This is a genomic window from Amycolatopsis rhabdoformis (genome assembly GCF_035918295.1).
Lineage (GTDB): Bacteria > Actinomycetota > Actinomycetes > Mycobacteriales > Pseudonocardiaceae > Amycolatopsis > Amycolatopsis rhabdoformis.
This window is the reverse complement of sequence record NZ_CP142149.1, coordinates 3,532,022-3,553,226: the sequence shown is the minus strand read 5'-3', so window position 1 is coordinate 3,553,226 and position 21,205 is coordinate 3,532,022. Positions and strand designations below refer to the sequence as shown.

The following is a 21,205-nucleotide window of genomic DNA, read 5'->3' as shown; positions in this document are numbered from 1 at the left end:
TATATTTAAATGTACGTACATTTGAGTCGGTCCCGGTCGGGACCCGCACGCACAGCGCAGCCAGGAGGAGAGTCATGTCCACCGTGGACTCCACGCACTTCGATCTCGTCGTGATCGGATTCGGCCGAGGGGGCAAGACCGTGGCCGCCGCGATGGGACGGCGCGGCCGGCGCGTCGCCGTGATCGAGCGGTCGGCGCAGATGTACGGCGGCACCTGCCCCAACGTCGGGTGCGTGCCCACCAAATCGCTGATCCACCAAGCCGAAACCGGTGCCGGTCACGGTGAAGCGGTCGGAAAGACGCGGGCCCTGACCACGAAGCTGCGGGGCATCAACTTCTCCACCCTCGACTCGATCGACTCGGTCACCGTCCTCACCGGACAGGCCGCGTTCGTCGACCCCAAGACGGTGGAGGTGAGCGCGGGCGACGAACGCCTGACGGTGACCGGGGACACGATCATCATCAACACCGGCGCCGAGCCCGTCGTGCCCGCCATCCCCGGGTTTGCCGGCAGCACGCGGGTCCACACGAGCACCGACCTCATCGGACGCGACAACCTCCCGCGCCGGCTCGCCGTGCTCGGCGGTGGCCACGTGGGCATCGAGTTCGCCTCGATGTTCGCCCAGTTCGGCAGCGAGGTCACGGTGCTCGACCGGGCGCCGCGCATCCTGGGCCGCGAGGACGACTCCGTCGCGGCGGCCGCGGAACAGGTGCTGGCCGACACCGGCGTGCGGTTCGTCCTCGGCGCCGAGGTCACCGGACTGTCCGAAGTGGCCGATGGCGCGGAACTCGCCTACCGGCAGGGCGGCGAGGACGCCTCGGTGGTGGTGGACGCGGTGCTGGTCGCGGCCGGGCGCAAGCCCGCCACGGACGGCCTCCGCCTGGACCTCGCGGACGTGGCGACCACCGCCGGCGGCGCGGTCGAGGTGGACGATCGCCTGCGCACCAGCCAGCCCCACATCTTCGCGGTCGGCGACGTCAAGGGCGGCCCGCAGTTCACCTACGTCTCCCTCGACGACAGCCGGATCGTCGCCGACCAGCTCACCGGCTCCGGCACCCGATCCACCGCCGACCGCGAGCACATCCCGTACGCGCTGTTCCTCACGCCGCCGCTGGCCCGCGTCGGCCTCATCGAACGGGAAGCGCGCGAACAAGGCTTCGCGGTGAAGGTGGCGGAGAAGGCGGTCGCGGACATCGTGGCGATGCCGAAAGCCAAGATCCTCGGCGAAACCCGTGGCCTGATGAAGTTCGTGATCGACGCGAAGACCGACCGGATCCTCGGCGCGGCCCTCCTCAGCGTCGACGCCCAGGAACTCATCAACCTGGTCACCCTCGCCATGCGCCACGGCATCACCGCCACCGACCTGCGCGACGGGATCTACACGCACCCGTCGTCGACGGAAGCGTTCAACGAGGTGCTGTCCGCGACCCGAAGTTGACTGCGGGTCCGTGGCGTCGGTTGGGCTTGTCTGTCGGGAAACGTTGTCCCGCAACGGCGTTCCCCGCCTCGGTGTGCGCCACCAAGGCCCGGACCTTGGTGCGTCTCATCGCGACTCTTGGCGCGACTTCCGGGGAACCGGCCGGCTGCCGGACGATGTGCTCGCGTTGCCGGGCAGGCCGGCGGTGAAGGCGTCGAGCAGTTCGGCGGCGACGTCGCGGAGTTTGGTGTTGGTCTCCTGCGAGACCTTTGTGAGCAAGGCGAACGCTTCGTCGGGTCCGCACCCGCGCTGACCCATCAGCACACCCTTGGCCCGCTCGATCACGCCGCGGTGGTGCAGGGCGGTGCGCAGCTGCTCGATCTCCACGAGAAGCTCGCCGACGTGCCTCTCGGTGCCGCCGCCAGGAGCGCGGCGTGGCGCGGGCGCGCCCTCGCGATCGTGGACCTCGGCGGCGGACATGACGTTCCCCCAGTTCTCCGCACCGTCGTCATCGTCGTCGTGCACCTGCGCGACGCCGAATCGCGCGGAGAGATCTTACCCCGGTGGTGCCGTCCCGGTGTGGAGGCGAGGAACGGTTCACTCGGCGGGTGCGGAGTTCGGCTCGTCGCCCGAAGCGGCACGGAGCCGGGGCGGCCGGGGCGGCCGGCCGGGACGGAGGTCCGCCGATTTCCGGGCCTGGCTGAGCGACACGGGGTCGTGGGCGTTGACCAGGAGGAGGTCGGGGGCGGCCGTGGCCCGGGTGTGTCCGGGCAGCGGGATGAGCACGATGCCCGGGGCGATGCCGGTGAGTTCCTGGGCGCCCGGAAAGCCGTGCCAGGCTTCGGTTTCGGCGGGGGAGTGCTCGATCAGGACCGTGCCGTGGTCTCGCTGGGACGCGAGGTAGCGTCCGCGTTCGACGGCACCGCGCGGGTGGAGGGCGGCGCGCTTCTCGGCGTGGTGAGGTGCACGCGCGCAAAGGGGAAGTCGGCGAGTCCGCCGGTGTGGTCGGCGTCGACGAGGACCAGGCCGGCGGGCGTCTCGACGAGGAGGACGCGGCAGACCAGGCCGCCGGGGGTGGCCCACGGGCGCAGGGTTCCACAGTTGAGGTGGTGGATCTTCATCAGTCGTCGAGAGCGGGCGCGGTGGTGCGGGTGAGGCGCGGGTCCGGTTCGCCGCCGGCCGCGGCGAACGCGCCGGCGACGGCGCGCCCGAGCGTGAGCAGGTCGGCGGGGTTCTTCTTGTCCAGGCCGGCGAGGAGCTGCTTGAGGATCGTGAGCTGGTCGAAGTAGATGCGCTCGACGACCAGGTTCTCGTCGGCGTCGAAGAGGAAGTACGCGGTCATCCGGGTGCGGTGCGTGGAGCCGGTCGGCGGGATCTTGCCCAGCGGGCCGCGGTGGGTGCCGGTGAGCCAGAACTCGACGAGCACGGCGTCGTGGGCGTGGCGCAGCGCGATGAGCTCGTGGTCCTGGTCGGGGAAGGCCACGCGGGTGTCGTGGTAGTACTCGCGGACCGGGCCGTCGCCGTCGTGCACGGTCATCGGGGCGATGAGCTCGTAGTGGGGGTGCGGGAACGTCGAGAGGGTGGCGTCCCAGTCGTGCACGACCTCGTCGCGCATGTGGTCCAGCACCACCTTCTCCCGGGCGCGCAGCACGTCTTCGGGCGGCAGGGTGAAGCGGGACATCCAGGCTCCTTTTATCCACATCGTGGGTTTATGGTCGGCACGCTATACCCACGGTGTGGATTTCGACAAGGATCTCCGGCACGATGAACCCCATGACCACCAGCCCCGCCCGCCGCGGCCGCCCCCCGAAGGGTGAAAGCCGGCTCTCCCGCGAGGCGATCGTGCACGCGACCCTGCAGGTGATCGACGCCGACGGGATCGGCGCGGTGAGCATGCGCGCGGTCGGGCGGGTCCTCGGCGTCGACGCCAAGAGCCTCTACCACCACGTCGACGGCAAGGACGGCCTCCTCGACGCGGTCGCCGAAAACCTCCTGGGCGGCATCACGCTGCCTCCACCCACCGGCGACCTGCGCACCTACCTGCGCGGGATCGCCGACGCCTTCCGCGACCGCGCCCTCGCCCACCCCGAAGCCGCCGCCCTCGTCCTCACCCGGCAACTCGACTCGCTCGACGGCCTCGCCCCGGTCGACGCGGTCCTCACCGCCCTGCACGCCGCCGGCTGCCCCGCCGCCGAGTCCGTGCACCTCCTCCGAGCACTGCTCGCCACCCTCATCGGCACCCTGCTTCGCGAAGTCAACGCCGGCCCCGCCTACGGCACCACCGACCACCCGGGCATCGCGCGCCGCCAAGCCGTTCTCGAAGGCAGCACCCTGCCCGCCGTGGCCCGCGCCGCCCCGCACCTCGCGCGCTTCGACGCCGCCGCGGAGTACGCGTTCACCGTCGACCTGGCGCTCGACGCCCTCGCCGCCCGGCTCTCCCGGGATTGACGGACGCCGGTGCTCGGGGGGCGGCCCGAGAGTCCACTGAGGACGGAGGTGTGCACTCCCCGGAAAATCCGAGGAGCGGCGAGCCCGCTTCTGACAGGATCGGGCCATGGCCACCACCGACGACCCCGCCGCCCCGCTTCGCCTGCTCGTCGGGCGCCGGGTCAGCGCCGTGTGCTCCGTGCGGGACTACGTCGAACTTCACTTCGACGGGCCCGTTCTGCGGGCCTTGGCCGATCCGTTCGGGCTGTACGGCTGCCGGAGCTGGCGCTTTCCGGAGGGGCAGTCGCCGACCCTGATGCGCTTCTACCTCGGCACTTTGATCGATTCCTGCGAACTGATCCCCGACCGCTTCCTCGCCGTCGACTCCGGCGAGCACCGCTTCGCCATCCCCCTGGACGACGCCTCACGCCCGGGCCCCGAAGCCGCCCACCTCATCGGCGTGGACGAGCACGACCGGACCGATACCCGGAAGATGTGGATCTGGTGACGACACCTGGGAACAGTGCCGTCAGCGAAGCATTCCGGAGCAGGCGGGCCCGCAGCGGGGAGAACGCCGGGGAGCCGATGTCCGCTCGCCATCGCTTTGATCACCAGGCGCGCCACGCTGCGCGTGCTGGCGGTGGCCGCCGACGAAGAGCGAGCTCACTCGTCCGCCGCGATCGAGCCCTGGATCCCGGCCTGCCGGGCCACCTCGGCCACCGCCGAGTGGAAATCCCAGGCCTCCTCCCGGCGGATCACGGTTCGGCCGTCGTAGCGGACCCAGAACCAGCTGGCCCGGCGTTGGAGGTTGCCGTACTCGTCCACGGCGGGCTGCCCCAGCCAGACACGGCCGCCGTCGATCGTCGTGACCCATACCGCGGGGCTGGTGCTGTCCGGGCGGTCGATCGCGTACCGCGCGACGCCGGCGGCCACCAGCGCGTCGATCACGAATTCCGTGTCCATGGGAGTCGACGGTACCGGCGGGAGGGAGCCTCGTGCTCGAGGTCGCGCGGTTCTCTTGCCTGGCGTCACGAGCAAAGGGATGGTCTTGCCGTTCACCCACGGCGAGACCACCCCCGCACTTCCGACGATCAGCCCGCAGCGATCACTTCCCGCCCGCGTGGTCGACCACCTCGACGGTGAACGTCTCCAGCACCACGTCACCCTGCAAGCCGTACGACGCCACCGCGCCCGCGGCGGTGGTGGCGGCCGGCAGGTTGGGGTAGCCCAACGCCCGCATCTGGTTGCGCAGCGAGCTCGCCACCTCGATGCGGACCGTGTTGGTGCCCGCCTTCAACGCGGAGCTCACGTCGATCCGGCCGGCGATGAAGTCGTAACCCGGGATCTTGTGGCCGTTGACCCACACCTGGGCCAGGGCGCCGCCGGTGGAGCCGATGTTCAGGTAGGCGCCGTTCGACGCGTTCCAGGAGCCGGGGAGGCGGAACGTGGTGCTGTAGCTGCCGACGCCCGACACCGTCGCCGGGTCCTGCGCCGTGAACGTCATGTCCTTCCACGGGACGAGCGGGGTCTTGCCGACGGCGATGGCGGTCTTGTCGGTGGTGAAGTACACCTCCTTGGTGGTGTAGCCGGCCCGCGCCTCGGTGAGGGTCTTCTTCTCCCCGGGGGTCCAGCTGGTGAGCACGAGGTCCCACGGCGCGTCGGTCAGGGTGACGTTGGCGGGTACGGAGATCTGCCGCGTCACGGTCGAGCCGTCGGCCAGCCGCGCGGTGTAGCGGCCCGACTCGGTGGCGAGTAGCGCCACACCGTCGGCGGTCACCACGCCCTGGGGCGCGGTGGTGCTGCGCAGGGGTGCGGCGGCCTGGGTCTTGAGGTCGATCGCGATCACCGTGGTCTCGCCGGGGGCGAGCGTCACCTCGAACGAGGTCCGGCCGCCGGAGGTGGTGTAGAGGGCGAGTGCCTCGACGCGGCCGGACCAGGTGTTGAGGCGGTAGGGCTTGCCGACCGCGTCGACGCTCACGGTGGCAGTGGCGGTGGCGGCGTCGATCGGGTTGTTGAAGTAGTCGCCGCGCTTTTCCATGAAGTTGTACGCCCACAGGTACACGGTGTCGTCGGTCCTGCGCATCGCCGTGAGGATGCTGGTGTTCGGCTTGGCGTATTCCGCGCGGGGCCGTACGCCGAGCTTCCGCAGGGCGCCGTGGACGCCGGTTTTGCCGTAGTAGTACTTCTGCTCGTAGTCCTCGGCTGCCGGATCGGGGCTGGTCGCGCTCTGCGGAACGTTCGCGTTGACCTCCTTCACGTTCGGCAGCTTCTTCAGGCGTGCCAGCACCTTCGCCAGGTCGGCGTCGGTGCCTTCGTTGCCGAGGACGTGCAGGGCGGCCTTCGCGTTCAGGTGGTTCGTCGTCGCGCTGAGCGTCTCGACCAACCCGTTGACCACGACCACGGGCAGGCCGTGGCGGGCGAGCTCGTAGATCGCCTGGGCGCTCTCGAGCCGGAGGGAGTCCTGGTAGAGGACAACCGCTTGGTAGCCCACGTGTTCCGGGATCAGGCCCTCGGTCTTGCTGTAGCGGACGCTGCGGCCTTCCAGGATCTCCGGCGCGAAGTACTCGTAGGTGTAGCCGTTGTCCTGCAGCTCCAGGTCCTTGAAGTAGTTGGCTCGCCGGTGCCGCATGAAGTCGGGGTGGGGGTGGTCGCTGTTGAAGGCGTAGTCGGTGCGCAGAATCGCCAGGTCCAGTTGCGGCTTGCCCTGCTGCAACACGGCCTGGGTGCGGGCGATCATCGGCAGGTAGTCGGTGTACTGCGTGGACTCCGGCTGACGCGGGCCCCACCGTTCGGAGTACCGGGCGTACATGCCTTCGTGGCCCGGCCAGTAGGTGCCGTCCCACTTGTTCGACGGATCGTGGGCGTCGGCTCCGGAAATGCTGGCGTAGCCGTGGAGCACGGTGTGGCTGACGCCGGAGGCGAACTGGGTGTTCATGATCTGCATGAACCGGTCCTGGCCCCAGGTGTAGTTCTCGCCGCTGATCGCGCCGGTTTCGCTGGAGTACCGCAGCCCGTGCGTGTGCGCCGCGCCCGACAACGTCCGCTGCGAATCGAGCTGGTTGCCGAAATCGAGGTTTTCGGTTTCGACGTAGTCCACGGCTTTGGCCGGCGTGGTGATCTCGTAACCCACGTTGTAGGAGATCTCGGCCCGCAGCTTCATGTTCATGTCGTCGTTGAGGTAGGAGCGCAACGGCTTGAGGACGTTGTCGCTGTACATGTCGGTGATGGTCTCGAAGAAGTCGTTGCGGACCTTGGTCACCTTCACCTGATCGGCCCCGCCGGTCAGGAACGACGTCAAGCCCGCCCGGCCGTCCTTCCTCAGGACGAAGGGCAGGTACGGCTCGAGGCTGTAGCCGCGCCGCTTGCGGAACTCGCTCAGCAGCGTAGTGCCCCAGAATTCGCCGCCGTTGGAGTTCGTGGTGTCGATTTCCAGCGAGTCCATGTACATCTCGCCGCGGCCGTTGGCGATGATGGCGTTCTTCAGCTCACGGTCGCTGAAGATGTGGTTCTTGTAGTAGTCGATGAAGGTCTGCATGCCGGCGGGGTCGATGTAGTTGATGGTCACGTTCGTGGTGGACGACGGGGTCGGCGCCTGGCCCGTGGCCTGCATCCAGAACGCGTAGATGTCCCACGCGCCGCTGTCGGGAGGAGTCCAGCTCAGCGTGAAATTCGCCTTGCCGGTGGGGTCTTTCATCGTGGCCGGCGTGACCGGCGCACCGTTGAGGGTGACCTTTCCCGTGAGCACCACCGATTCGTCGGTGTAGCTCATCGTGCCGGAAATGCTGCCGTCGGCGGTGACCGAGCCCGTGTTGCCGGCCGCGCGCCGGATCGCGACCACGGAGATGAGGTCCTGCCGCACGGTTCCGGCCACCGTCATCACCGAGCGCTTCAGGGTGCCGGTGAACGCGGCCGCGCCGGTGGTGGTCTGGATGGCGTAGCCCAGGGCCTTGCCGGCGCCGTCGTCGTCGAACTTCAGGTTCTCGATGGGCAGGTTCGCGTTGGCCCAGTGCGTGCCGCTGGTCATGGAGAAGCCCATGCCGTACTTGTTGGCTTCCTGGATGATCAGCTTCGTGTCGTTCTTCCACTCGTCCGAACCCCAGCTGTAGATCTGCTGCGGGGTCTTGCCGGTGGTGTTGCTGACGAAGACTGTGTCACTGAGGTCACTGTCCACATTGGGCTCGGGCATGCAGACGATCTCCACCGAGCCGATGCCCATGTCGTGCAGCATCTTCATGTCGCCCTTGATGGTCGCGTCGGTGTGCAGGCCCTCGGCCAGCCACCACCGCGTACCCGGCCGGTACTTGCCCTCCGGGTTGTCCAGGAACGCGTGCTGCGCCTTGATGAACTTGTCGGCGGCACTCGGCGACGAAGCCTCGGCGGAGGCGGCCCCGATCAGGCCTGAGAGCGCCAGCGTCGCGCCGACACCGCCGCTGATCTTGAAGAAATCTCTCCGGTCGAAGGCGGACTTGCTGTCTTCCATCGGTGGCCTCTCCGTTGAGGGCTCGGCTCCGTTAAGGGCTCGGCTCGGTGGGGGACTCGGTGAATCCGGGAGTGAATTTAAACGTTTCAAATCGAGCCGATCCAGTTTCCAGCTTTTGCGCGGCCGCTGTCAAGCGCCAGGGATCGCCTTCGGGCGGCGGAATCGGTTCAGCACTTCACGCGGAAACAGGGGATTCGCCGTCGGGTGACCGCCGGATCCGGCGCTGGGCAATCGGTCGAGTTTGACATTCCCGGTGAATCCTGGTTAGGTCGCCGGTTTGAAAGGTTTCAGGTCAGGCTTCCGCCCGAGATCACGCGAGGTCGTCCCTGATCGACGCGAACGCGTCATACAGGGTCCTGGCGAGCAAGGACGCGTCGGACGCGACCGAGACGAAGCGGAACCCGCGCGCGAGGTGGCGGGCGGCCACGGCGGCCGAGGACGCCATGATCCCCGCGGTCTTCCCGTGCCGCTTCGCCGCGTCGGCCACGGTGCTCAGGGCTTGCCCGAACTCCGGCGAGTCGAACGCCAACGGCACGCCGAGCGCGTAGGAGAGGTCCACCGGGCCGACGAACAGCACGTCGACCCCTTCGGTGGCGGCGATCGCGTCGATGTCCCGCACCGCGCCGAGGGTCTCGATCTGGACGACGCCGACGACCTCGTCGTTGCGGGTGGTGAGGACGCTGGGCCGCAGCCCGAACCGGGCCTGGCGGTTGTAGGTCGCGACGCCGCGGTCGCCGTCCGGCGGGTACCGGAGGATCCGCACCGCGGCCCGCGCGTCGGCGAGGTCGGCGATCCGGGGGATCATGATGCCGCTCGCGCCGCCGTCCAGAGCGCGGCCCGCGCGCGGCCGGTCGCCGCTTTCGGTCCGGACGAGCAGCGGGACGCCGTAGGCCGCCGCCGCGGTCACGGCGGGACCGACCAGCTCTTCGGACCCTCCGCCGTGCTCGAGGTCCAGCAGCACCCAGTCGGCGCCCGCCGCGGCGGCGATCTCCACGGCGACGGGGCTGCCGAGGCCCGCGAAGGTACCCAGCAGCGGACCGTCGCCGGCGAGCTTCTCCTTGAGCCGCAGGGCGAGTTCGGTGGTCATCGCGCCGCCCCCGCCCGGACCGCGGCCGCCGAAGCCGCGGAGAAGTCGGAGGGCGCGGTGGTCCGGCCGCCGGTCACCTTCGCGGTCTCGCCGGAGAAGCCGCGCGCTCCGGGGCCTGGCAGAAACCCGGTGAGCGCACCGATCCCGGCGGCGGTCGGCGGCCGGCCGACAGCGACGGGCCGCACCTGCCCGGCGAAGATCTCCTCCGCCGGCACGCCGATGCGACTGGCGTCTTCGGACAGGATCGGGGTCCGCACGATGCCCGTTGCGAGCGTGTTCACGGTGAGCTGATCGGGTCCGGCGCCGAACCCGATCGGCCCGGCTTCGGCCGCCGCGTACGCCGCCGGGCGGGCGGCCGGAACAACGCCGGGGATGGAGGCGATGTTCACCACGGCACGGCCGCCGTTCCCGGTCGGCACCTCGCCGACCGCCCGGCCGGCCCGCCCGGCCGCCTCCCGGTTCACCCGGAGGATCCGCGTCCCCTCCCGTTCGCCGGTGTGCGGCAAGTGCCTGACCAGCGAGATTCCCGCGCCGTTCACCAGTCCCACTTGCCGCGTGACGTGCGGGCGGCCTCGGTGAGCCGCGCGGCGGAGTCCGGTGCGCTCAGCTCGGGCGCCAGGGCGGTGGGGTCGGCCGGCTCCGCCAGGGCCGGCGCCGGCCCGGCTGAGTCGAGGTCGAGCAGTACGACGTGGTAGCCGGCTTCGCGCACCCAGCGGGCGATGCCGGCGCCGATGTCCGAAGCCGCGGCGGTGACGATCACGGTTCCGTCGCGGGCCGGGTCCGGCTCGTCCTTCGCCGTCATGGCTTGAACACGATCTTGAGTCCCTCACCGGCCCGTGCCAGTGAAATCCCGTGGTGGACTTCGGAAAGCGGGAGCACGTGGCTCACCACGCGCTCGAGCGGGAGCTCGCCGCTCTGGATGAGGTCGAGCGACTCGCGCATGGTGTAGCGCATCAGGAACGAGCCGAGGATCCGCAGCTCCTTGATCGTCACCGTCATGGCCGACAGGTTCGCGCGGTAACTGTTGTTGATGCCGAGCACCACGATGCGCGCCCGGTCGGCCGCCACGCCCACGGCGGTGTCCAGCTGGTTGCCGACGGCTTCGACGACCACCGTCGCGCCCCGGCCGCCGGTGGCGGCCAGCACTTCCTCCCGCACGCCGGCGGCGGCCGGGTTGATCACCAGGTCCGCACCGGCCTGCCTCGCGACTTCGGCGCGCTTCACCGCCGGCTCGACGAGGATCACCTGCTCCACGCCGAAGTGCTTGAGCGCGATCACGGTGAGCAGGCCCATCGGGCCGCCGCCGAGCACGACCGCGCGGTCGCCGACCGCCACCCCGGCCTTGCCGATGCCGTTCAGGACGCAGCCGAGCGGTTCGGCGAGCACGAGGTGCTCCCACGGCACGTCGGCGCCCACGCGGTAGGCGAAGTACGAAGGCACCTTCACGTACTCGGCCATCCCGCCGTCCCAGAAGAACCCGGGGGTGTTCGGCCACGGGATGTCGAGGTGCGGGTTGTCGAACAACGGCTCGCAGAAGTTGCCGTTCCCGTCGCGGCACGGGCCGCACCGGCCGCACGGCGGGTTCTGGTCCACGGCCACCCGGTCGCCCACTGCCAGCCCGCGCGCCTCGGGGCCGGTGGCGACGATCTCGCCGCAGAACTCGTGCCCGAAGATCACGCCCGGCAGGCCCGGGTGGGTCGGGGGTGTGTGCAGCGCGTGCAGGTCCGAGCCGCAGATCCCCACGGCGCCGACCTTGATCACGATGTCGTCGGGCGCGGTGATCGCGGGCACCGGACGTTCTTCCAGCGACAGCACGCCTTCGCCTCGGAAGATCACCGCGGGCATCGTGGTCGGCAGGGCGGTGGCGGCGAGGGTGGCGCCGGGCTGGGCGTTGGTCATCGGTTGCTCCGTGGCGTTGGTCGGGTCGGGACGCCGGTGCCGGTGGGGCTCGGCGGAGGATCGCGCGGTCGCGCCCTTCAGACCGGGGTGGGGGAGAGGTCCACGACGTTCCAGCCGCGGAGGTGGTCGCCGAACGCGCGGTGGCCGTCGGGGGTCACGATCACGGTGTCCTCGAGCTTGATGAACCCGCGCCGGGGATGCAGCATCGTCGTCTCGACCGAGAGCACCATGCCGGCCGCCAGCGCGCGGGGACCGTCGTAGTTGGGGTAGGGCACCGGCCCGGTCGAGGTGAGCCGGGGCGCCTCGTGGCTGATCAGGCCCATGCCGTGGGCGACGAAGGTGATCACCTCGCGGTGGGGGCTCGCGGCCAGCACCGCGGTCGCGCGGTCGAAGATCGCCTGGCCCACCACGCCGTCCGCGATGGGCCCGCGCGCGGCCCGCTGGATCGCGTCGACCTCGGCCAGCAGGTCCTCGAGCTCGGCGTCGGGCTCGCCGAGCACGGCCATGCGCGCGAGGTCGCCGATGTACCCGCCGAGGTTGCCGCCCGAGTCCAGGCACAGCACCTCACCGGGTGCCCAGCTCGCTTCCGACGGCGCGCGGTTGTGGCTCGCGCCCATGCTCACCAGGCAGTACTCGAACGTCATGCCGAGCCGGGTCTGCTCCTGGCGCAGGGTCTGCACGATCTCGCGCTTCGTGGAACCCGCGCCGTGCGTGCCGAACGCCGCCCGCATCGACGCCACGATGGCCTCGGACGCTTCCTCGAGCAGCTTCAGCTCGTCCAGCCTTTTGACCGCACGCAACCGTTCCAGCACGAACTGGCCGTCCCGCAGCGTCACCGACGGCTCGACCGCGAGCCGCTGGTACGCCTCGACCGGCAGGAACGATCCTTCGATGCCGACCACGGCCTGTCCGGGCAGCACCCGGCGCAGGTGCGCGAGGCCGACCCCGATGGCGTCCTGGGCGCGCCAGGTGCTCGTGTCGAGGTCCGACACCCACACCGGGTCGTTGTCCAGCTGCCACGACTCCATCGCGTTGCCGACGTAGCGGGTCGCGTCGAGGTCGCCGCGCACGTACACCAGCACGGGCAGGTAGCGGCTCACGCCGATGGCGTCCATGTAGTCGAAGAAGAAGAACCGGTGCCCGCCCAACAGGTACTGGACGTTGTGCTTCGAAGTGACCAGCAGCGCGTCGAGTCCGGCGCCCGCCATGAGCTCGTCGAGGTGCCGGTGGTCAAAAGGGGGGTTCACGTGTTCCTCCTGCCGTCGGTGGACCAGGGCTCAGGCGTCGGCGACCGAGAGCCGGCGTTGGTTGAAGGCGTCGAGCAGCACGGCCGCGAGGATCAGCGCGCCCTGGATGAACTGGACCCAGAACGGGCTCACGTTGAGCAGCGTCAGCCCGTTGTTGATGACGCCGATCAGGAGGACTCCGATGAGCGTGCCGACCATGGTGCCCTTGCCACCGAACAGGCTGGTGCCGCCGATCACGACCGCGGCGATCACCTGCAGTTCCAGGCCGTTGCCGGCGGTCGGGATGGCGGCGCCGAGCCGGCCCACCAGCACCAGCGCGGCGAGCCCCGCGCACGCGCCGCCGATCAGGTAGGCGTAGAAGAGCACGCGTTTGTCGGGGATCCCGCTCAGTCGCGCGGCCTGCCGGTTGCCGCCGACCGCGTAGATCTGGTGCCCGAGCGTGGTGCGGGAGAGGACCAGGTGCCCGACCAGGAACATCGCGGCGAACAGGAACACGGGCACCGGGACCGCGCCGACTGTGCCGCCGCCGAGCCAGGTGAGCCCGCTCGGCAGCCCGTACACGCTTTGCCCCTGACTCAGCTGCAACGTGAGGCCTCTCGCCATCCCGAGCACGGCGAGGGTCACGATGAATGGGGCCAAGCGCAGCCAGGCCACCGAAAACCCGTTGAACGCGCCGATCCCGGCGGCCACCACCAGGCAGACCACGACACCGAGGAAGCCGGCCGTCCCGCCGTTCACGAGCTGCGAGGCGATCATGCCCGACAGCGCGACGTTCGAGCCGACCGAGAGGTCGATGCCGCCGGTGATGATCACCAGGGTCGCGCCGACGGCGGCGATGCCGACCACAGTGGACTGGGTGAGGATGTTCGTGAGGTTGCGGCTGGAGAGGAAGTTGTCGGACAGCAGGGTCATCGCGACGCACGCCAGCACCAGCGCGATGATGATCGGGGTCCGGGAGTTCCCGGCCATTCTGCGGAGCACGCTCGACGGGGGTGGCTCGGGCCGGCGGGTCTTTCCCGGCTTTTCCGTGGAGCTCGTGATCACCATGGTGGCCTTCCGTGTTTTTCACAGGTGAGTCAGGGGTCAGCCGGCGGCGGCCAGCCGGAGCACGCGTTCCCGGTCGAACTCGGCGCGGCGCAGTTCGCCGACGACCCGCCCGGTGCGCAGCACGTAGACCCGGTCCGCCATCGCGAGCACCTCGTCGGTGTCGGAGCTGGTCATCAGGACCGCGGCGCCGTACTCGGCCAGGGCGAGCACGTGTTCGTGGATGCCGGGCTTCGCTCCCACGTCGACGCCGCGGGTGGGGTCGTCGAGCAGCAGCACCTTGGGCGTGTGGGCGGCGGCTCGCGCGAGGACGATCTTCTGCTGGTTGCCGCCGGAGAGCTTGCCCGCCGGCTGACTCGGGTCGCGGGCCTTCACACGGAACCCGGCGATCGCCTCCCGGGCCAGGCGGTCCTGCTGGCCGCGGCGCACCCAGCCGGCGTGGGCGAACGAGCGGTACACGCCGTAGGACAGGTTGTCCCTCACGGACGCGTCGAGCACCAGGCCTTCGGCCTTGCGGTCTTCCGGGGCGTAGATCACGCCGCGGCGCACCACCTGGTGCGCTCGCGTGGGAAGGGGACGGCCGTCCACCTCGACCTTCCCGCCCGAGCGGCGGGACAGGCCCGCCACGGCCTTCAGCAGTTCGGTGCGCCCGGCGCCGGCGAGGCCCACCAGGCCGACGATCTCGCCGCGCTTCACCTGCAGCGTCGCCTGCTTCACGCCGGGCGCGTCGAGCTCGCGCACCCGGAGGCGGTCTTCGCCCACGGGCCGATCGTGCCACGGGTAGGCGTGCGCCATGTCCTTGGCGAGCATCGTGCGCACGAGGCGCGGCTCGTCCCACTCGCCGACCGGGCCGGCCCCGACGAGCTCGCCGTCGCGCAGCACCGCGATCTCGTCGGCGATCTCGAACAGCTCGTCGAGGTGGTGGCTCACGTACAGGATCGCCATGCCCTGGGCGCGCAGGGACTTGATCGTTTCGAGCAGCACCCGGGTGTCCTTTTCGGACAGTGCCGAGGTCGGTTCGTCGAACACCAGCACGCTCGCGTCCCGGGCGAGGCAGCGGGCGATCTCGGTGAGCTGCCGCTGGGCCAGCGAAAGCCGGCGCACGGGGCGGTCCAGCGGCAGGCCGGCCAGGCCCACCCGCTCGAGCGCGGCCCGCGCGGCCCGTTTGGCCGCGCCTCGCCGCACCACGCCGAGGCGCGCCGGCTGACGCCCGAGCACGAGGTTGTCGAGCAGGCTCATGTCCGGCACGTCGGTGAGCTCCTGGTAGATCACGCTCACCCCGGCGTCGATCACCGCGCCGGGGGTGCCGGGCACGTCGTGGCCGCGCAGCAGGATCCGGCCGGAGTCGGCTTTTTCCGCGCCGGAGAGGAGCTTGATGAAGGTCGACTTGCCGGCCCCGTTCTCCCCGGCGAGGGCGGTGACGGTGCCCGGCGTGAGCGTGAGGGACACGTCGTGCAGGGCGCGGATCCCGGGGTAGGTCTTCGAGACCCCCCGGAACTCCACCACCGGCGCGGCGGCCTCAGACTTCATCGGACCAGATCCCGTAGTTCTTCACCTCGGGCGAGTCGATGCTGTCCAGGGTGATGATCGCCGAGGGCCAGTCGATCTGCTTCTGCACGGACTTGTGCGCCTCGAGGTCGGCGACGGTGTCCACCGCTTTTTCCATCATCTTGATGGGGTTCTGGCTGATGCTGGCGTCCTGCACGCCGGCGCGCACGTCGGCGATGGCGGGCTTGGACCCGTCGACGCCGATCACGATGATGTGGCCGGGGTCGCCCACCGGCTTGAAGCGGCCCTGGGCCTTGATCGCCGCCGACACGCCGACGGCCTCGGCGTCGTTGGCCGCGAACACCGCGTCGATCTGGGGGTTCGCCTGGAGGATGTCGACCATGAGCGAGTTGGACTTCGCGGTGTCGTAACCGCCGTCCTGGGCCGCGGCCACCCGCAGGCCAGGGTAGTGGGCCAGCTGCTGCCGGAACCCCAGTTCGCGCCGGGCCGCCGACGGCGTGCCCAGGATGCCCTGGATGTCGACGATCGTGCCGGTCGCCGAACCCTTGCGGGCCGTCAGGTCCGCGGCGATCCGGTCGACCGCGTCGCTGCCGGCCTTGACGTCGTCGATCGTGATCGTGGCGGTGATCGGCGGGACGACGCTGTCGGCGATGGAGATGACCGGCACCTTCGCCGAGTCGGCCGCGGCCACGGCGGGCGTGATCGCCTTGCCGTCGGCCGGCGACAGGAGGACGTAGTTCACGCCGCGGCTGATCATGTTCTGGATGTCGGTGACCTGCTGCGCGGCGTCGCCGTTCGAGTTGGTGGTGACCAGCTTGTAACCGTGTTTCCGGGTGCCGGTTTGCAGGCCCTTCTGCATGCCGGCGAAGAACGGGTTCGACAGCGTGTAGGTCGAGTAACCGATGGTGACCCCCGACGCGCCGCCGGACGATTCACCACAGGCAACCAGTCCCGCCGACACGGCCAGCGCGCTCACCACGGTCGTCACCAGCGAACGAAGGTTTCTCATCCGGGCTCCTTTGCCGAGAGTGATCAGGACTTCGCGTCTCCTGGTCGGCTGTCGACCGACGGTGGGGCGCCGCCTTGGGGGGACCATGACGACGGGCGCCTGTCGCCTGTCGACCGATTACGCTAGAGTCGTGCTCAGAGGGTGTCAATACACCCGCCGGGAGCGGCCGGCGTCGCCTGAAGAGCATCGAGACGCCGGGGCGAGACCTGGGGTGGAACGGGAGGGTGCACGTGAGCGAGCCGACTGTGCGGTGGGACTCGATGCGGATCGACGAGAACGCGCCGAAACGGGCGCCTTCGCTGGCGGACCAGGCGTACGCCACGTTGAAGGGCTGGGTCGTGTCGGGTGAGCTCGAACCCGGTGCGGTGCTCAGTGAAAATGATCTCGCCCGCCGCTTTTCGATCAGCCGCTCTCCGCTGCGCGAGGCGATCCGCCGCCTGCAGGACGAGGGCCTGCTGGACATCTCCGGGCCGCGCGGGTTCACGGTGCCGGCGCTGTCGGTGGAGTTCGTGCGGCAGGTCTACACGGTGCGCCGGGCCCTCGAGGTGGCCGCGGCGCAGACGGCGACCGGGATCCCGCCGGAAGACCTCGCCGCCATGCACGTGCGCATGGACCGGATCGGGGAGGCGATCGGGAAGGGCGACCTCGCCCCGTTCAACGTCGCCGACTTCGAGTTCCACGACCTGTTCGTGCTCAACTGCGGCAACCCGTTGCTGGTCAACCACATCCACCGGCTTCGCGGGCACATCCAGCGCACGATCAACTGGGCCGGGCAGTTCCACGAGCACACCGAACTGGCCTACAAGGAGCACCTGGCGATCCTCGAGGCGATGGAGGCCGGCGACCCGCACGCCACGGGCGAGGCCGTGGACACCCACATCCGCAACGTGATGGACCGCTTGGTCGACAAGCTGGATCCGGCTCGGAAAGAAGTGTCCATCGACTGAGGGGACGCCATGCCGCACACCGACGCCCTGCTGAGCACCTGCTGGACCTCGGCGGGCGACGTGATGCCGCAGCGCAACGGGGACCGGAGCCCGTTCGACGTCCGCGACCGCGTGGCGGCCGCCGCCGAAGCCGGGTTCACCGGGTTCGGCATCACCCACACCGACCTCGTCGCCGTTCGCGACGGCCTCGGGTTCCCCGCACTGGCCCGGGAATTCGAGCGGCACGGCATCACCACCGTCGAGCTGGAGTACCTCGATGACTGGTGGTGCTCAGGCGCGCGGCGCGAGCGGTCGGACGCGGTGCGGGCGGACCTCCTGCACGCCGCCGGGGTGCTCGGCGCCTCCCACCTCAAGGCCGGCGCGGGACAGGCCGGCGACACCTGCGAGCCCGACCGCCTCCGCGCGGAGTTCGCCGCGCTGGCGGACGCCGCCTCAGCGGCGGGCACCCGCATCGCCCTGGAACCCGCGGCCTTCTCGATGATGCCCACGATCGCGCCCGCCGCGGACCTCGTGCGCGACCTCGCGCACCCCGCCGGCGGCCTCCTCGTCGACATCTGGCACATCCACCGCAGCGCGACGCCGTACGCGGACCTCGAACGCCTCCTGCCGCCGGATCACGTCTTCGCCGTCGAGCTCGACGACGGCCACGAGACCGTGACCGGAACCCTCTTCGAGGACACCTTCGACAACCGCCTCTACTGCGGCGAGGGCGACTTCGACGTCGCGTCGTTCGTGAAGTGCCTGCGCCGCCTCGGGTTCACCGGGCCGTGGGGCGTGGAGATGATGTCGCGGCAGCACCGCACCCTGGACGTGCGCACCGCGACGAAGCAGGCCGCGGCTGCGGCGGCGGAGCTGCTGGCGTCGACTCGCTGAAGGGCTCCCTTCAGCTCAACGCCTTTGCCACCGCTTCGGCCAGATCACCGGCCCGCCGCGGCTGGATGAGCGCACCCGGCTCCCCGTCCACGAACAGGAGCGCGGACGGCACCGACTGGACGCCGAAGCGGGTGGCCAGGCCGGGGTCGTCGTCGATCACGACGCGGTGGACCGTGACGTTCCAGGCGTTGTCTTCGGCGAACTGGCGGGCGTCGGGTTCGAGGTTGCGGCACACGGTGCACCACGGGGCGGTGAAGAGCACCAAGGTGCGGGGCGTGGCGGAGATCGCCGTGTCGAAGCCGGCGGTGTCGATCTTCTGCATCGGATGTCCTTTCGGATGGGAGGTCACCGGGTGGATTCGTGGCGGATGGCGGCCTCGACCGTTTGCCTGAGCAGGGTCGCGATCGTCATCGGGCCGACGCCGCCGGGCACGGGGGTGAGGTAGGCCGCGCGGTCGGCCGCGGCGGGGTGCTCGACGTCGCCGGTGTTGCCCGCGTAGCCGGCGTCGACGACGATCGCGCCGGGTTTGATCCACGCGCCGCGGATCAGGGCGGGGCGGCCGGCGGCGGCGATCACGACGTCGGCGCGGGCGACGTGCGCGTCGAGGTCTTCGGTGCGGGAGTGGCAGGTGGTGACCGTGGCGTCGCGGGCGAGCAGCAGCATGCCGACGGGCCGGCCGAGGATCGGACTGCGCCCCACCACCACGGCGTGTTTGCCCGCCACGGACAGGTCGTAGGCGTCCAGCAGCGCGAGGATCCCGCCGGGCGTGGCCGAGGTGAAGCCGCCTTCGCCGAACGCTGTGCGCGCGAAGGAGGTCCGGGTGACGCCGTCGACGTCCTTGGCCGGGTCGATCGCCTCGAAAGCCGCGCGCTCGTCGAGGTGCGCGGGCACGGGGTGCTGCAGCAGAATCCCGTCCACGGCCGGGTCGGCGGAGAGCTCGCGGATGCGGGCCACGAGCTCGGTGGTGGACAGGCTCGCGTCGAGTTCCAGGCGCCGAGAGCGCATCCCGGCCGCAGCACACCGGGCGGCCTTCATGCGCACGTACGTGTGCGAAGCGGGATCGTCGCCGACCAGCACCGTCGCGAGCACTGGCACCCGGCCGTGCGCGGCGGCGAACGCCGTGACGTCTTCCCGGACACGGTCGAGGATCGCGGCCGCGGTGGCCCGGCCGTCGAGGATCTTCGCGGTCATGTCCGGGCTCCTAGAAGACGATGGTGGAGTTGCCGTCGCGGATCACGCGGTCGTCGCAGTGCCACGCGACGGCGCGGGAGAGCACGAGCCGCTCGACGTCGGCGCCCTTGCGTTGCAGGTCTTGGGCGGATTCGTGGTGGGACACGCGGATCACGTCCTGCTCGATGATCGGTCCCTCGTCGAGGTCCTCGGTCACGTAGTGCGCCGTCGCTCCCACGAGTTTCACGCCGCGGTCCTTCGCCCGCTGGTAGGGCCCGGCGCCCACGAACGCCGGCAGGAACGAGTGGTGGATGTTGATCACCGGCACGCCGACCTCGGCCAGGAAGTCGCCGGACACGATCTGCATGTAGCGGGCGAGCACGACCAGGTCGACGTTGCCCTTGAGCAGGTTCAGGTGTTCCTTCTCGGCGGCGGCCTTGTCGTTTTTCTCCACCGGCACGTGGAAGAACGGGATGCCGAACCCGCGTACGTCGTCGCCGAGGTCGGGGTGGTTGGAGATGACCATCGGCACGGTGAGGTGCAGCTCGTCGCGCCGCCGGCGCCACAGCAGGTCGAGCAGGCAGTGGTCGGCGCGCGAGACCAGGATCGCCACGCGCTTGCGGCGCCGGGCCTCCACGAGCCGGAAGGTCAGCCCCAGCTCGCCCGACAGCTCGTCCTCCAGCGCCTGGTCCAGCTCGGCGAGCTTCGCGCCGAGGCCGGGCAGGTGGAACACGGTGCGCTGGAAGAACCGGCCGCCGGACGGGTCGCTGGTCGACTGGTCGAGCGCGACCACGTTGGCGCCGTGGTGGGCGAGCACGGTCGACACGCGCGAGACGATGCCGGGCCGGTCGGCTCCCTGCACGATGAGCCGTCCGTAGTCCTCGGCGATGATCGATCCGGTCACGGGCGAGCCTCCTTGGTGGGCACCGGCCGACGGTCGGCGCCGGTGGTGGGCAGGGCGGTGAGGACGGCGGCTTTCGCTTGCAGCTCGGCGTATTCGGCGCGCGGGGTGGAGCCCCAGGTGATCCCGCCGCCGGTGCCGTAGCGGGCCGTGCCCGTGTCGCGGTCGACGAGCGCCGTGCGGATCGCGACGCCGAACCGGGCACCCTCGGGACCCACGACGCCGATCGCTCCACAGTAGACACCGCGGGGCTCGGGCTCGAGCGCACGGAGGATCTCCATGGCGCGGTGCTTCGGCGCGCCGGTGACCGAGCCGCACGGGAACAGCGCGCGGAACAGGGCGGTGAGGTCGACGTCCGGCCGCACCCGGGCGGTGACCTCGGAAGTCAGCTGGTGCACCGTCGGGTACCGCTCGGCGCGGCACAACCGCGTCACCGCCACGCTGCCGGTGACCGCCAGCCGCGCGAGGTCGTTGCGGACCAGGTCGACGATCATCACGTTCTCGGCCCGCTCCTTGGCGCTGGCCCGCAGCCGGGCCACGAGGTCTCGGTCCTCGGCCACCGAACGTCCGCGTGGCGCTGTGCCCTTCATGGGCCGCATCACCAGCCGCTCGCCCCTGCGCTCGAAGAACAGCTCGGGGCTGGCGCTCACCACGGTGAAGCGGCCGAGGTCGAGGTAGGCGTTGTGCGCGCCGGCCTGCGCGTGGGCGAGATCCGCGTACAGGCCGGGCAGGAAACCCCTCACCGGCGCGGTCATCCGCGTGGTCAGGTTGCATTGGTAGGCCTCGCCGGCGGCGATGTGCGCGCGCACGGCCTCCACGGCTTCGCGGTGCTCTCGCTCGCTCCACGCGTACTCCCAGTCGCCGACGAAGCAGCCCTGCCGCCCGCTCGGCCGGATCACCGGCACCCGTTCCGGTCGCGCGACGAGCCCGAACCACGCCGCCGGCAGGCCGGCCACCGGCTCGTGCACGGCGAGCGCCGGATCGAGCCCGGCCGCCGCTTCGTAGGAGACGAAGCCGAAGGCCCACCAGCCTGCGCGTGTCGCGGAATCGACTTCCGCCAGCAGTTGCGGGACCTCCTGCGGCGTCATCGCGACGAGTTCCGCGGCGAGATCGGTGAACCGGCTCGCGACGCCGGCCCGCAGGTCGTCGAACCGGCCCCACGCGGTGGTGGCGCGCACGGCGGCCGTCCTTTCT

22 protein-coding genes are annotated in these 21,205 nt (G+C 70.6%); 5 read left to right on the top strand and 17 right to left on the bottom strand.

Features of this window, described 5'->3' with window-relative positions:
- Positions 1–74: 74 nt before the first annotated feature.
- Positions 75–1,439 carry an FAD-dependent oxidoreductase gene (locus VSH64_RS16160; RefSeq protein WP_326836421.1) on the top strand — a complete coding sequence of 455 codons (1,365 nt, stop codon included), beginning with the start codon at positions 75–77 and terminating at the stop codon, positions 1,437–1,439.
- 105 nt (positions 1,440–1,544) lie between these two features.
- On the opposite strand, the gene VSH64_RS16155 is transcribed toward VSH64_RS16160, so the two are convergent.
- The 3 genes from VSH64_RS16155 to VSH64_RS16145 all read right to left on the bottom strand — a co-directional run bounded on the left by VSH64_RS16155 (position 1,545) and on the right by VSH64_RS16145 (position 3,099).
- Positions 1,545–1,943, bottom strand: coding sequence for an ANTAR domain-containing protein (locus tag VSH64_RS16155; RefSeq protein WP_326836420.1), 399 nt, complete (start codon positions 1,941–1,943; stop codon positions 1,545–1,547).
- A 341-nt stretch (positions 1,944–2,284) separates the two neighbouring features.
- Positions 2,285–2,539 carry an MBL fold metallo-hydrolase gene (locus VSH64_RS16150; protein ID WP_326836419.1) on the bottom strand — a complete coding sequence of 85 codons (255 nt, stop codon included), beginning with the start codon at positions 2,537–2,539 and terminating at the stop codon, positions 2,285–2,287.
- A complete protein-coding gene (locus VSH64_RS16145; protein WP_326836418.1) occupies positions 2,539–3,099 on the bottom strand; it encodes an ester cyclase in 561 nt (186 codons plus the stop codon). The genes VSH64_RS16150 and VSH64_RS16145 overlap by 1 nt, the downstream gene beginning before the upstream one ends.
- Positions 3,100–3,191: 92 nt before the next feature.
- Here VSH64_RS16145 and VSH64_RS16140 point away from each other — a divergent pair, with 92 nt between their 5' ends.
- Positions 3,192–3,866, top strand: coding sequence for a TetR/AcrR family transcriptional regulator (locus VSH64_RS16140; protein WP_326836417.1), 675 nt, complete (start codon positions 3,192–3,194; stop codon positions 3,864–3,866).
- 106 nt (positions 3,867–3,972) lie between these two features.
- Positions 3,973–4,353 carry a hypothetical protein gene (locus VSH64_RS16135; protein WP_326836416.1) on the top strand — a complete coding sequence of 127 codons (381 nt, stop codon included), beginning with the start codon at positions 3,973–3,975 and terminating at the stop codon, positions 4,351–4,353.
- A gap of 155 nt (positions 4,354–4,508) precedes the next feature.
- Here VSH64_RS16135 and VSH64_RS16130 read toward each other — a convergent pair whose 3' ends face one another.
- The 10 genes from VSH64_RS16130 to VSH64_RS16085 all read right to left on the bottom strand — a co-directional run bounded on the left by VSH64_RS16130 (position 4,509) and on the right by VSH64_RS16085 (position 16,120).
- A complete protein-coding gene (locus VSH64_RS16130) occupies positions 4,509–4,808 on the bottom strand; it encodes a hypothetical protein (RefSeq protein ID WP_326836415.1) in 300 nt (99 codons plus the stop codon).
- Between the two features lie 142 nt (positions 4,809–4,950).
- Entirely contained in the window at positions 4,951–8,325 is a 3,375-nt protein-coding gene (locus VSH64_RS16125; protein WP_326836414.1) for a glycosyl hydrolase, read from the bottom strand.
- Between the two features lie 310 nt (positions 8,326–8,635).
- Positions 8,636–9,412, bottom strand: a complete 777-nt coding sequence (locus VSH64_RS16120) for an HpcH/HpaI aldolase family protein (RefSeq protein ID WP_326836413.1) — start codon at positions 9,410–9,412, stop codon at positions 8,636–8,638.
- Entirely contained in the window at positions 9,409–9,951 is a 543-nt protein-coding gene (locus VSH64_RS16115; RefSeq protein ID WP_326836412.1) for an SDR family NAD(P)-dependent oxidoreductase, read from the bottom strand. The genes VSH64_RS16120 and VSH64_RS16115 overlap by 4 nt, the downstream gene beginning before the upstream one ends.
- On the bottom strand, positions 9,948–10,214 hold the full coding sequence (locus VSH64_RS16110; RefSeq protein ID WP_326836411.1) for a hypothetical protein: 267 nt from the start codon (positions 10,212–10,214) through the stop codon (positions 9,948–9,950). The genes VSH64_RS16115 and VSH64_RS16110 overlap by 4 nt, the downstream gene beginning before the upstream one ends.
- Positions 10,211–11,311 (bottom strand): zinc-dependent alcohol dehydrogenase, encoded by a 1,101-nt coding sequence (locus VSH64_RS16105; protein ID WP_326836410.1) that lies wholly within the window; start codon positions 11,309–11,311, stop codon positions 10,211–10,213. The genes VSH64_RS16110 and VSH64_RS16105 overlap by 4 nt, the downstream gene beginning before the upstream one ends.
- A 77-nt stretch (positions 11,312–11,388) precedes the next feature.
- Positions 11,389–12,558, bottom strand: a complete 1,170-nt coding sequence (locus VSH64_RS16100; protein WP_326836409.1) for a M24 family metallopeptidase — start codon at positions 12,556–12,558, stop codon at positions 11,389–11,391.
- A 30-nt stretch (positions 12,559–12,588) separates the two neighbouring features.
- Positions 12,589–13,527, bottom strand: coding sequence for an ABC transporter permease (locus VSH64_RS16095; RefSeq protein WP_326836408.1), 939 nt, complete (start codon positions 13,525–13,527; stop codon positions 12,589–12,591).
- A 114-nt stretch (positions 13,528–13,641) separates the two neighbouring features.
- Positions 13,642–15,132, bottom strand: a complete 1,491-nt coding sequence (locus VSH64_RS16090) for a sugar ABC transporter ATP-binding protein (protein ID WP_326836407.1) — start codon at positions 15,130–15,132, stop codon at positions 13,642–13,644.
- Entirely contained in the window at positions 15,122–16,120 is a 999-nt protein-coding gene (locus VSH64_RS16085) for a sugar ABC transporter substrate-binding protein (protein WP_326836406.1), read from the bottom strand. Before VSH64_RS16085 ends, VSH64_RS16090 begins: the two co-directional genes overlap by 11 nt.
- A 230-nt stretch (positions 16,121–16,350) precedes the next feature.
- Here VSH64_RS16085 and VSH64_RS16080 point away from each other — a divergent pair, with 230 nt between their 5' ends.
- Complete coding sequence (locus tag VSH64_RS16080; protein ID WP_326836405.1) at positions 16,351–17,067, top strand: GntR family transcriptional regulator; 717 nt, start codon at positions 16,351–16,353, stop codon at positions 17,065–17,067.
- A gap of 9 nt (positions 17,068–17,076) precedes the next feature.
- A complete protein-coding gene (locus VSH64_RS16075; protein WP_326836404.1) occupies positions 17,077–17,940 on the top strand; it encodes a sugar phosphate isomerase/epimerase family protein in 864 nt (287 codons plus the stop codon).
- 10 nt (positions 17,941–17,950) lie between these two features.
- Here VSH64_RS16075 and VSH64_RS16070 read toward each other — a convergent pair whose 3' ends face one another.
- The 4 genes from VSH64_RS16070 to pabB are packed head-to-tail and all read right to left on the bottom strand — an operon-like array spanning position 17,951 to position 21,189.
- Positions 17,951–18,262 carry a thioredoxin family protein gene (locus VSH64_RS16070; protein ID WP_326836403.1) on the bottom strand — a complete coding sequence of 104 codons (312 nt, stop codon included), beginning with the start codon at positions 18,260–18,262 and terminating at the stop codon, positions 17,951–17,953.
- A gap of 23 nt (positions 18,263–18,285) precedes the next feature.
- Positions 18,286–19,131, bottom strand: a complete 846-nt coding sequence (locus VSH64_RS16065) for a bifunctional 5,10-methylenetetrahydrofolate dehydrogenase/5,10-methenyltetrahydrofolate cyclohydrolase (protein ID WP_326836402.1) — start codon at positions 19,129–19,131, stop codon at positions 18,286–18,288.
- Positions 19,132–19,141: 10 nt separating this feature from the next.
- A complete protein-coding gene (purU, locus tag VSH64_RS16060; RefSeq protein WP_326836401.1) occupies positions 19,142–20,014 on the bottom strand; it encodes a formyltetrahydrofolate deformylase in 873 nt (290 codons plus the stop codon).
- Positions 20,011–21,189 (bottom strand): aminodeoxychorismate synthase component I, encoded by a 1,179-nt coding sequence (pabB, locus tag VSH64_RS16055; protein ID WP_326836400.1) that lies wholly within the window; start codon positions 21,187–21,189, stop codon positions 20,011–20,013. Before pabB ends, purU begins: the two co-directional genes overlap by 4 nt.
- Positions 21,190–21,205 lie beyond the last annotated feature (16 nt).